This is a genomic window from Shewanella sp. Sh95, assembly GCF_001308045.1.
Taxonomy (GTDB): Bacteria; Pseudomonadota; Gammaproteobacteria; order Enterobacterales; family Shewanellaceae; genus Shewanella; species Shewanella xiamenensis.
This window is the reverse complement of the sequence record NZ_LGYY01000210.1, coordinates 43871-55876: the sequence shown is the minus strand read 5'-3', so window position 1 is coordinate 55876 and position 12006 is coordinate 43871. Positions and strand designations below refer to the sequence as shown.

At 45.2% G+C, this 12006-nt stretch carries 9 protein-coding genes and 1 rRNA gene; 3 read left to right on the top strand and 7 right to left on the bottom strand.

The window, feature by feature from the left end:
• Positions 1 to 3 precede the first annotated feature (3 nt).
• Both rrf and AEA42_RS15530 read left to right on the top strand, forming a co-directional pair.
• Positions 4 to 119 (top strand): 5S ribosomal RNA (rrf, locus tag AEA42_RS15535).
• A 259-nt stretch (positions 120 to 378) separates the two neighbouring features.
• Positions 379 to 2829, top strand: a complete 2451-nt coding sequence (locus AEA42_RS15530) for an EAL domain-containing protein (protein WP_037429862.1) — start codon at positions 379 to 381, stop codon at positions 2827 to 2829.
• Here the strand turns inward: AEA42_RS15530 and AEA42_RS15525 are convergent.
• Entirely contained in the window at positions 2786 to 3799 is a 1014-nt protein-coding gene (locus AEA42_RS15525; RefSeq protein WP_055648206.1) for an alpha/beta fold hydrolase, read from the bottom strand. The genes AEA42_RS15530 and AEA42_RS15525 overlap by 44 nt on opposite strands.
• A gap of 101 nt (positions 3800 to 3900) precedes the next feature.
• Positions 3901 to 5703: a DUF885 domain-containing protein gene (locus AEA42_RS15520; protein WP_055648205.1), complete on the bottom strand. Its 1803-nt coding sequence runs from the start codon at positions 5701 to 5703 to the stop codon at positions 3901 to 3903.
• Between the two features lie 211 nt (positions 5704 to 5914).
• On the opposite strand from AEA42_RS15520, the gene add reads away from it, so the two are divergent.
• Entirely contained in the window at positions 5915 to 6910 is a 996-nt protein-coding gene (add, locus tag AEA42_RS15515; RefSeq protein WP_055648204.1) for an adenosine deaminase, read from the top strand.
• A gap of 71 nt (positions 6911 to 6981) precedes the next feature.
• Here the strand turns inward: add and hemN are convergent, their stop codons facing one another.
• From hemN to AEA42_RS15485, 5 genes are all read right to left on the bottom strand, one after another.
• Positions 6982 to 8358 (bottom strand): oxygen-independent coproporphyrinogen III oxidase, encoded by a 1377-nt coding sequence (gene hemN, locus AEA42_RS15510; protein WP_082389665.1) that lies wholly within the window; start codon positions 8356 to 8358, stop codon positions 6982 to 6984.
• 257 nt (positions 8359 to 8615) lie between these two features.
• Entirely contained in the window at positions 8616 to 9083 is a 468-nt protein-coding gene (locus tag AEA42_RS15505) for a DUF2489 domain-containing protein (protein WP_037429860.1), read from the bottom strand.
• A gap of 68 nt (positions 9084 to 9151) precedes the next feature.
• Positions 9152 to 9703, bottom strand: a complete 552-nt coding sequence (gene yihI / locus AEA42_RS15500; protein WP_055648202.1) for a Der GTPase-activating protein YihI — start codon at positions 9701 to 9703, stop codon at positions 9152 to 9154.
• An 82-nt stretch (positions 9704 to 9785) separates the two neighbouring features.
• Complete coding sequence (locus tag AEA42_RS15495) at positions 9786 to 10424, bottom strand: class I SAM-dependent methyltransferase (RefSeq protein WP_037429866.1); 639 nt, start codon at positions 10422 to 10424, stop codon at positions 9786 to 9788.
• An 826-nt stretch (positions 10425 to 11250) separates the two neighbouring features.
• Entirely contained in the window at positions 11251 to 11874 is a 624-nt protein-coding gene (locus AEA42_RS15485; protein WP_037424071.1) for a c-type cytochrome, read from the bottom strand.
• Positions 11875 to 12006 lie beyond the last annotated feature (132 nt).

Here is a 12006-nt window from a genome sequence, read left to right as displayed (position 1 = left end):
TTGCTTGGTGACAATAGCATTGTGGTCCCACCTGATCCCATCCCGAACTCAGAAGTGAAACGCAATCGCGCCGATGGTAGTGTGGGGTCTCCCCATGTGAGAGTAGGTCATCGCCAAGCGCCTAATTAAACAATGAAGCCAGCTGAATAAGCTGGCTTTTTTGTTTTTGAAATTTCAAATAGCCTGCTTTTTGTAACATAGCTATCCCATATTCAAAACATCTAAATGTTATTAGATGATTACAATCAATCACTGTCTTAATTTTTTAGGTAGTGCTCTCCAAAATACTCGTATTTATGTTAAGTCTTTTTGCTTAGTCGTAGGTTTACCGTTAGCATACAGGGCGTCTATTTCTTTATTTAAGATCATAAGCTACCAATGCTTCGCAAACTCTCACTCGCCGTATTAATTCCTGTGTGTATGCTGACACTTTATTTAGTGTTAGTGACGGCTGAGTATTTTTATGAGAGTGAACTGGTGCGTAAGGAGTTAGCTGATCGTCAAGTGAGTCAGATAAAACAGCAGCTTTTGCGTATGCAGGCTGTCGTTCAGTCAGCACAGGCACTGCAAGATATTGAGCGGATTGAGCAGGAAGTGTCTCTAGCAACCTTAGATATGAATGTGATGGTTTATATCTTGCTTGATGCGAACAGTCGGATCCGTTTTGCTAATCATACTGTTTGGCGCGATAGCAATGCGATAGAAGTGATTGATGGATATGATGTGCTTAGACATCATGTCGTAGTGCAATCAGGTCAGGCAAGTATTTCGGTCAATCCAGAAAGGTTATCAATTCAAGCTTATTATCCAGTTGACGCCCAGTATCCTGGGGCCACAGAGCTGCTTTATCTTGAATCTGATCTAGCCCCTTTGGTCGCGAGAGCATCAAGCGAGTTACAACAGCGATTTATGCGTGTGTGGGGGCTTGGGGCGTTGCTGCTTATTGGCTTTACATGCGTGTTATATTATCTGCTAATACGTCCACTGAAGCTGTTATGCAAATCGGCACAACATGTCGGCACATCGGCATTTTCTACTCAAGTACCTTGGAGTGCGTCCGAGATTTTATCCCTGCAAACAAACCTACAATTGGTTCATGATCGGTTAGCGCGAGCGGTTAAACAGCTTAATGATAGTGAACAGCGTTGGTTATTTGCCGTTGAAGGGTCGCGCAATGGTATTTGGGATTGGGATCTTCGTACTGGCGAAGTGTTTCTCTCCGACCGCTGGAAAGAAATGATAGGTTATCAACCCGATGAACTGGAAGGGGTATTCCAGACATGGGAAACACGTTTGCATCCCGAGGATAGACGGGCTGTATTGCATTGCTTACAGGAATATGTGAGCGGAAAAACAAAAGAGTTTGAGAGTGTTCATCGCTTACAGCACCGCGAAGGGCATTATGTCTGGGTATTTGACCGTGGCATGTTAGTCGACTGGGACCATCTTGGTAGACCGACTCGGATGATAGGCATTCATGTCGATGTATCAGAGAGTGAGAGAAACCATGCTGCGATTGCGGAGTTAGTGAAGCAATCGGCAGGTGGTCATCGGATGCTTCCTGAAGTATTTATGGCGCAATTGTCACATTACCTGACTCAACGTAATAGTTCTGGCCAGTGGGGAGCATTATTATTCGTTAATGTCGATACCTTAGGCGTTAGCGAGGCATTATCATCCCACGAACTTGAGCGTTTACTGTCGCAGTTAAGTGCAAGGCTCTCGAGTTATTTTACAGAGAACATTGTCGTTGCTCATATTGAACTTGGTCATTTTGCTCTTTTAATTAAGGAGTTGGCCGTTGATGCTGAGATTGCAGGGCGTCGTGCATTAGCTTTGGCAACCGAGTTAAGACAAATTACGATTCGCCCTTTCCATTATGGAGAGTCTCATTTTAGTTTGAGTGCCAACGTGGGTATTTGTTTATTAGATCCCGTCGATACTCTCACTCCAGAACTCGTGGTTCAGCGTGCGCAACTCGCAATGAAGTGTGCTCTGTCACTGGAGCATGAGGGATGCGCGTTTTATCATCCAGACTTAGCGTCTGCTGTTGATCCTGAATCGTCATTAATCAGTGCATTACAACATGCGATTACTGACAATCAACTCTCTTTGATGTTCCAGCCTGTTGTTGATAGGCAAGGCAAAATTGTTTCTGCAGAGGTTTTATCTCGCTGGTATTTAACCAATGGTGAAATTGTGCCTGTAGCGCAGTTTATTCGCTTAGCTGAGCATAATGGATTAATCGCCGCGCTTGATTTAAATGTTGCCGATCGAGTTTGTCTGTTAGTCAAACAGTTTAAGCAACAGGGCATCATTCTGCCGCGTATGACTTTGAATATAAGTACCTTATCTTTTTGCCAAGCTGATTTTGTAGATCAATTTATTACTTTAGTTCGTTCCTATGAGCTTGATGATAAGCAACTGGGGGTTGAACTTGCTGAGGGTATATTGCTTACCGCTAACGCTTTTGTTGAGCCACGTATCCGACAGTTAACAGAGGCTGGTATTGCGATTACATTAGATAACTTTGGTGCTGGTCAGTGCGCCTTAAGTTGCCTACACCACTACCCGCTTACAGAAGTTAAGTTAGATTTGCATTGTGCTGCAAGCTTGCTGGTTGATGCCAGTTGGAGCCAAGCGCTTATTCAATCGATACAATCTTTTAAACTGCCGATAGTGGCGAAAGGTGTCGAATCTGTACAGCAACAGCAGCTATTTACAGCCTTAGGATGTACGCACTTTCAAGGCTACAATATCGCTCGAGCCTTGAGTTTTAATGATTTTATACAGCTTGCTTGTCCACGTCCCTTGTTGCGTAGCGTTTAAAAAAGTCGAGTACGTAATTGAGTGCTTGATTGCGATAGCTATCTTTCTCCATAAAAATTTCATGGGCAGCACCTGCAATCACTTTTAGTTGGCAATTAGAACTCACCGCAAGATTTTGTGCGGCATTGTCGACAATTTTATCCTCACCAGCTTGTAGGATCAGAATGGGTGTGCGGATATGTGCCGTGGCCAAGACACAGGCATCGGCCGCATCTAAAGATTCAGTCAACCAGCGGTTAGTGGGTGAGCCTAACTGCAACTTTGGCGCCGCATCGTACAACTCTCGGTAGGCTTGATAACGACTCTGGCAATGGGTGAGATCATTTCCCTTAAAGGGAGCGGCCTTATAGTTTTGCCCGCTGAGAACATAGTTAGGCTCTCCACCGTTGAGGCTAGTATCAAGCTTACTGGCTAACCAACGGACAAATCCTTTGGGCATGGGTAACTTAATACCATACATGGGGGCTGAGAATGCCGCCGCGGTAAACACATCCGGATGTTGTTTGAGATACAAGGTACCGATGGCGCCGCCCATGGAATGTCCGAGCAAGAACAGTGGCGAAGTGGCATGTTTGAGTACAACGGTTTGCATAAATAGGGCAAAGTCGTCGATATAGTCATTAAACCGCCGCACGTGGCCTTGATGGGGGTTGGCCGTCATGCGGCTCGATAACCCTTGGCCGCGGTGATCGATGGCAAACACCGAATAGCCTTGCTGATACAGGTCAAATACCAATTCTTGATACTTTAAGTAGGATTCAACCCGGCCGCTGCTGATGACTATGCTGGCATGGGCCTTGGGATGCTTGACCATCATATAGGCCAAGGTTAATCCATCGGGGGGGTTGAGTGTGTCTTGGACAACGGTTTGCCAAAAGGCTTGCTGTTCAGAAGTATTTAAATCGTGTTCCGTTGAAAAAGCTACCTTGGAAAACTCTTCCCTTGGAAAGTTTAGGGGCGTTTGGCTCATACTCTGTCGCACATCTCGGGCAAAAAGGTTTGCTAGAGTGTATCAGAGAACTGGGGCGGGCAGGAAAGGGAGCAGGAAAATACCCGCTCCCTTGGATGAGCTTAAATCGCGGCTTTTTGCGTTTCGATAAAGTCGTTTATCTGCTGCTCCAGCACCGACATAGGCACAGAACCATTCTCTAATACGGCGTCGTGGAAGGCACGAATATCAAATTTATCGCCTAAGGCTTGCTCGGCTTTCGCGCGCAGGCGTTTAATGGTGAGCTCACCAATTTTGTAGGAGAGCGCTTGCCCTGGCCAAGTAATGTAACGATCAATCTCAGTAGTCACATTATGGAGCGACAACGCCGTGTTGCTCGCCATAAACTCGATGGCTTGCTCTCGACTCCAGCCTTGGGCGTGCATCCCCGTATCGACAACGAGGCGAGCTGCGCGCCACATCTCGTAAGTGAGGCGTCCAAAGTTACTGTAAGGGTCTTGATAGAATCCCGCTTCTAAGCCTAAGTACTCGCTATACAATCCCCAACCTTCACCAAAGGCCGAAATGTAGCTATAGCGACGAAAATCAGGCAACGAGCTCAGTTCGGAGTTAAGTGAAATCTGCAGATGATGTCCGGGCACAGCTTCGTGTAGCGTTAGCGCTTCGAGTTCATAGAGCGGGCGCTTATCTAAGGCGTAGGTATTAACCCAGTAGTAACCCGGCTCGTCATCACGATTAGAGCCTGAATAACGGCCTGAAGTGTATTTAGGGGCAATTTCGGCCGGCACTGGCGCGATACCGTAGGGTTTTCGCGGCAATTTACCAAAATATTTGGGCAACATGGCATCGGCTTTTTTGGCAATAAAGGCCGCCTCTTTCAGGAGCTGATCCGCACTGGTGGTATAAAACTGGGGATCGGTTCTTAAGAAATGTAAAAAGTCGGCAAAGCTGCCTTTAAAGCCAACAGACTTAATGACTTGCTCCATTTCCTGGCGGATACGCTTTACTTCTTTTAAACCGAGCTCGTGCACTTCGACCGAGGTCATATTTAAGGTCGTGTAGTAGCGAACGCGGTTCTCGTAGAAGGCATCACCATCGGGTAAGCTGTTGGCGGCAATATTTTCCCGAGTGTTGGGCATATACTCCTGAGTCATAAAATCATAAAAAGCCTGATAGGTCGGGATTACATTTTGTTCGACTAAGATTTTGCCTTCTTGGGTGAGCTGTGCTTTTTGCGCCTCGGTAAAGTGGCTTGGATATTGAGTAAATGGCTTGAAATAACTGCTTTTCTCTACCGGTAAGATGTAAGCACTAATGCTGTTTTCAAATCCCTTGAGCGTCGCCTTAGGCGGTGTAATACCTTCCTTTAAGCCTTGTTTTAACCAATGGGTTTGCTGGGCAAAATAGGTCGGTAGCGCCTTAAGCTTACCTAGGTAGTTTTGGTAATCCTCTAGGGTGTTGAATCGCCCTTGTGCAATGGAAGATATATAGGCGTGGAAGCCGCTCTCTGCGGTGATTGGCAGGTAGTAATCCTTGTATTTATAGAGATCAACCTCATTTTGGATCTGATCCTCGAGGATTTGGGCGTTGATTTTATCTTCTTTACTCAGCTTGCTGCGATTCAGTGCTTTCAATTGGGCCAGAATGGCAATTTGTCCTTGATTGAGCTTGGCTAAGGCTTCTGGTGACAGATCTTGTAGTTTACCCGCAGCACTTTTGTCCCCCATTCCATAGGCCATTTCTGGGCTGGCACTGAGTTGGAGTTGCCAACTTTGATCCACAATCGCTTGCAGTGCTGGTGCCATAGTTTTGGCTGGCGCCTGCGCTGTAGTGATGGTTGTCGGTGTATGTTCGATAGGAGTTTGAGCTGTGCTACAGGCAGTTAGGGCGCAAATCAGTAAGCTTGGGGTAAAGAGTTTATGCATGATTTATCTCGGATATTTTCGTTGTTATTGAAGTCATTATGCCTGAGGTTTACCCCAGATTCTTGTACGCATATTAAGCAGAATTGTGACTGAATGTGAATTTAAATCCTGCCCTTAGCTAAGTGCCACCAAAGAATGCGTGTTAAACTTAGTGTCCGCCCTAGACCAAATAACAAAAGCATTGGCTGGGTAGTTCACATAGGGGTTAATTATGATCAATACATCCATTCCATTGGTGGATTTGCATCGTCACTTAGATGGTAACGTGCGAGTGAACACCATTTGGGAACTCGGACACCAACATGGCATTGCTTTGCCTGCCGATTCTTTAGAGACTCTCGCGCCATTTGTACAAATTCAGGGGAAAGAAACCAGCTTAGTCGCCTTCTTAAAGAAGCTTGACTGGATGGTGGCCGTTCTCGCTGATTTAGATGCGGTAAAACGTGTCGCCTATGAAAACGTGGCCGATGCTGCGTTATCTGGCCTTGATTATGCGGAGCTGCGTTTTAGCCCATATTACATGGCGATGAACCATAAGCTACCGATTGAAGGTGTGGTTGAAGCGGTTATCGATGGGGTGAAAGCAGGCCTGAAAGATTACCAAGTTAAAATCAATCTTATCGGAATTATGTCGCGCTCTTTCGGCCAAGCCGCTTGTACTCAGGAGCTTGAAGGCTTACTCGCCCATAAACAACACTTAGTCGCGATGGATTTAGCCGGCGATGAGTTAGGTTTTCCTGGCGAGTTGTTTAACGAGCACTTTAAGCGAGTGCGAGACGCAGGCTTAGCCATTACCGCCCATGCGGGCGAAGCGGCGGGTTCACAAAGTATGTGGCAGGCGATTCAGGAGTTGGGTGCGACACGTATTGGCCATGGGGTGAATGCGATTCACGATCCTAAGCTGATGGAATACCTCGCTAAACATCGTATCGGTATCGAATCTTGCCCAACCAGCAATCTGCATACTTCGACTGTGTCTTCCTATGCTGAACATCCCTTCAGAACCTTTATGGATGCCGGTGTGTTGATAAGCCTGAACACCGATGATCCGGGTGTGAGTGCGATTGATATCAAGCATGAGTATCGCATTGCTAAGTCTGAACTGGGACTTAGCGATATTGAGCTGACTCAGGTGCAACGTAATGGGGTGGAAATGGCGTTTTTATCCGAGAGTGAGCGTAAGGCGCTGTATGCGGCTAAAGCTTAAGTAAGTAGCTCTATTTCCCAATAAAAAATCCGACATTCGAGTCGGATTTTTTTATTGGAAATGTGTCAGTGTTAGATCACACGGGAGAACTGTTGTTGACGCGCTTTTTGACGGTAGTAAAGGTCGAAGCACATACAGATATTGCGGATCAACAGGCGGCCTGTGGGGCTGATGGTGATCTTTCTGTCGGCGATTTCAACTAATTTATCGTCGATAAAGGTTTGCAGTAGTTTTAAGTCTTCGGCGAAGTATTCCTCAAACTTAATACCCAGTTTTTCGTCCATTTTCGCCATATCTAAATCGAAGTGGCAGATCAATTGTTTGATCACTACGCGGCGGATTTCGTCATCACGGTTCAGGCTACAACCTTTCCACAGCGCATGTCCGTCTTTGTCGATGGCTTCGTAGTAAGGACGAATGTCCTTCTGGTTTTGCGCATAACAATCGCCGATTTGGCTGATTGAAGACACGCCAAGGCCAAGCAGGTCGCATTCTTCTTGGGTGGTATAACCCTGGAAGTTGCGATGCAGTTTGCCTTCGCGTTGTAACTTAGCCAACTCATCGTCGGGCTTAGCGAAGTGGTCCATGCCAATGTACTGATAACCTGCGCCAGTTAAGGTCTCGATTGTTTGATGCAACATCTCGAGTTTCTGTTTCGGCGATGGTAAATGTTCATCTTTGATTTTACGCTGCGCGGCAAAACGCGCGGGTAAATGGGCATAGTTGAACACGGATAGACGATCGGGTGACAGGTCTAACACGCGCTGCATGGTAGCGGCGAATGTTTCGGGAGTCTGGTGTGGCAGACCGTAAATTAAGTCGATATTGGTTGAGACGAATCCCATGGCCTTGGCTTTGGCCATTAAATCGAAAATAAATTGCTCGTCCTGCTCGCGGTTAACTGCGACTTGTACTTCTTTATTGAAGTCCTGCACCCCGATAGAAATGCGGTTAAAGCCCGCTTCTTTTAAGGTATCGAGCATTGAAAGCTCAATTTCACGCGGGTCAACTTCGATAGAGAACTCACCTTCTGCGGCAAAGTTAAAGTTAGCCTTGATTAAGTCGGTTAACTTCAGAATTTGCTCAGGATTTAAGAAGGTTGGCGTGCCGCCGCCCCAGTGCATTTGGGTGACTGTGTAGTGCTTAAACAGCGGAGCGCGCTTGATAATTTCGTGGCTCAAATACTCAATGTATTGATCAGCCTTGTGGGCGTGGCGAGTGATGACTTTATTACAGCCACAGTAGTAGCAAAGTTTGGCGCAGAAGGGGATGTGAATATACAGCGACAGTTTGTCACTCTTACTGTTTTCAATCGCCGTTAACAGGTTTTGTTCAGTGAATGAATCATCGAACTCTAGCGCCGTTGGATAAGAAGTATAACGGGGACCGCTGTAGTTATATTTTTCGATCATCGACTGATCCCAGCTTATCTGAGTGGGCTGCTTCAAGGCGTGTCCTCCGAGGGTAAATTAGCAACAAACGAAGTATGCAAGGTTCTTAGGTAAATAACCTTGATCTAGGTTGTAAAAATGATGTCTGCCATTTTAGAAGTTACGCAATATCTATGAAAAAAGAGCGTGTGTCTGTCGTTTTTTGGAGGTTTTGTGCACAGGCTCACGGGAAGTCGCACTCTATGTGATGAACGGATTTAAATTGATCGCCTCGAAACCGATCCAAATTTGGCTTCGAGGCGGAGTAAGCGTTTTTAGTGCGGTGCTTTTAGCTGATAAGTCGACAACTTTTTAGCATCTTCGTTAATACCTTCGGCAAGCTCAGCTTCAGATTTCATTCGTGTAAAATCGAGTTTCATTCGATCTTGCTTTGGTAGAGCTTGGCGGGCTTCCATAATCGGATGATTTTTAATTAACTCAAAATGTTGGAAGAGTGCAGGAAACTCTGGTGCGACTCGCTCGCTGAGGGATAAAATCTCAAACAAACGCCCAATCCTGACCACGCCTTCGGAGATTTCACAGCGGTCTTCAATCATGGCTGTCGCAATATAGCGGATATCTTCGAGTACTTGTGCTCGTTTGGCATTAGCTGCCACTTCGCGCTCGGCAAAAAGCGCTTGTTGACGGTGTTTTTGTTGCTTGAGTTTGAGGAGTAAAAAAGTGGCGTAGCTACTGAGGGCAACAATAATGATAAAACCAAGAACGATAAGAGTGGTAGACACGAGAACTCCTTGTTCAGAAAGCATAAAAACAAAACATAATCGTTTTGTTTTTATGCATATTCTAAGATTTAAAACTTATCTTGATAATCTTTTAGCAGTTCGGCACCGGATTCAAAGCGATCGAACAGGTCGTCATCTGAATCAGCTTTAGATTTCGCTGGCACTTCATCTTCTAGCTCATCGCTAATACCCAGTTTAATCATCAGGGCTTCAATCTTATTCAGCTGCTGATCTAACCATTTTTGATCGGTATCATTTAAGTTGCGACCTTCTTCTAGCATATCGAGCAACTGATTTAGTCTTGGATCTTCTTCCAGCTTCAGTAATTTTTGCTCGTCAGTTAACTTTGGCTGCTTAACCTTTGGCGTGGCTGGCTTTTCTGTCGCGGTTGGCAACGTCAAAGCCACAGGTTTTTTACTGCCATGGCGAGGATCTTTGCTCTGTGCAGCCTTTTTCTGTGGTGCTTGAGCCTGGATCAGCGCTTCATTATGACGACTGCCAGACTTGTTACCCTTTTCTGCGCGCTTGCCAGTGACTTCAGCACGTTCCTGCTTTTTCACTCTTGGCTGTTGTTTGGGGCTATTCTCGCCGCCCTTGCGTGTTTTCTTGCTACGAGACATGATTTTCTCAATTATTTACATCGTATGGCCTAGCCGATACGGGATCGACTAAGAGCTAAATTCGGTCGGCTGTTATACCAGATTATGATGTTTTTTGCATCAAAACGAGGTCTTTCGCGGCAAATAATAGTTCAAAATCACTATTACTCGCTAGGTATTCAAAAGTTAGTCTTTGGTAAAAACTCACGTGAGTGAGATTGTTTTTATAATGCCACTTAGCAAAACCTTCTAAATCAATTAATAAAGGAGTACTAATTGCTAACCAGCCTCCTGGTTTAAGCAAGCGGGTCAGTAATCTCCATTCTTTGAAGGGATACTGAAAATGCTCAAATACTCGGTAGCAGCAAATAAAATCATACTCTTGCTTTAGAGGTTCATGGTCAGGAGCAAAGAAAGGGTCATATTGCTTGAAGGTGTGCCCCGCCGATTCAATGGTCGCCAGACTGGTTTGATCTAATACGCGTCCAAAATTTAAGCCCGTGAGGCTACCTTTTTGCTGCAGTTGTATTTGTGTCAGTAGCGGCAAAATAAATTGCGAGAGTTGGCGCTGTTTGGCGGCAATCCGCGAACGGCCATAGCGCTGTTTTTCTGCCGCAGGAGGAAGATGGCTATTTGCATCAGCAAAAGTGAGTCCGCATGTCTGGCAAATATAAAAACACCGTTTTTTGTCCTGTAGGAGCAACAGTGTTTGTGTGCTATGACAAAGGGGACATCTGCGCATTGAGTCAACTGATAAAAGATTAAGGCTTTGATTGTAACAATTATATTTGCAGAGTGCACTTTCTAGACAAAGTGCGTTTTGATTGAAAATCATAAAGAAAAAAGGCGGCAGTTAAACTGCCGCCTTACAAACAGTGCATTTTAACACCCTATTCTGATTCCAAGTATCCGTACTTGCTATGCGACTTTCCCGGTCGGTATCCTTCTTTTTTTTACTGCTTTCCCTGCGTGTTTTTGTTAGCGGTCTTCCAGACTCTTAATTCTTTCCTGTCGCCATCCTGACCACAGTTTCCGTAGATGGTCTCAAGACACATCTTTTATAGCAGCGTCATCAATGACGTTAAATCAACCATCCTTGTTACTTGAAGTACCTTCCAGTGATAACAAGCTTCCAGCCAGTGCATCCAAAGCGATTAGCTTCCTTTGCTACAGTTTACATCATGTAAAACTGTGTCCTGATGGGGCAAGTTACCCTGAATGTAAGGCGTTTTGCTTTCGCAAATTGGCGTTATCGGCCGTCCCTTACAAAAATGTACTGACCTGGATTTCAAAGCGAAATCACTGCTCTTGTTATTATTAGAGAGTGGTCTTAGTTATATTGTTGTTATTGAGAGTCTTTATTCTTATATCTTGAATGTTAATTATACCGAAATCTGTAAGTTATTATTAATTTATTTGTACAAACAGATGGGTTTATCTCGGTACGGGGCTTATTAAACCCAAATCTGTGATCCATGTCAAGCATGAATCTTTATCAGTTTACGTTAACGTAAACTAGGCGGTGTAAAAAAAGGGTGACAACACACCCTTCTTTACATCGCTAAACCTTATTTTAGGCTAGCAAGATATTTAGATAGTGCATCGATATCGCTGTCATTTAACTTCTTAGCGACATCTTGCATCATACCGTTTAGGTCATTGTGACGACCTGCATCACGGAACTTAGTCAGTTGGATCTTGATATAGTTAGCGTGTTGACCGGCTAATGCTGGGAAACCAGCTGATTCAGCCCCTTTACCATCTGGACCGTGACATGCCATACATGCAGTGATGCCGCGTGACACATCGCCACCTTTGTAAAGTTTTGCACCTAGCTCAGGAACATCTTTCACCTCAGCAACTTGGATTGCTTGAGTAGAGAAATATGCAGTAATGTCGAGAATATCTTGATCACTAAGAGGCATTGCCATACCACTCATGATAGGATCCATACGACCATCTTTACCGCCAGATTGTGCCGCACTACGGAAATCATGTAGTTGCTTTTGGAGGTATGTGGCGTGTTGGCCCGCAAGCTTAGGGTACATATCGATCATGCTGTTACCGTCCATACCGTGACAGGCAGAACAGACGATAATTTTAGTTTTTCCCGCTTCAGCATTACCTTCAGCAATCGCAGGTGAAGATATGGCGGCAACTACAACAGACAGCGCAAGAGCTAACTTTTTCATGGCGTTCCAACTTCTGGTTAAGATTATTATCCTGAGCTTACTAGGGTGACCCGCAAGCGTGGTAAAATATGTTTAATGTGATCGGGGTAATATTTTACACGAAAACGTGGAAAAGTAAGCAATTCTTCATAA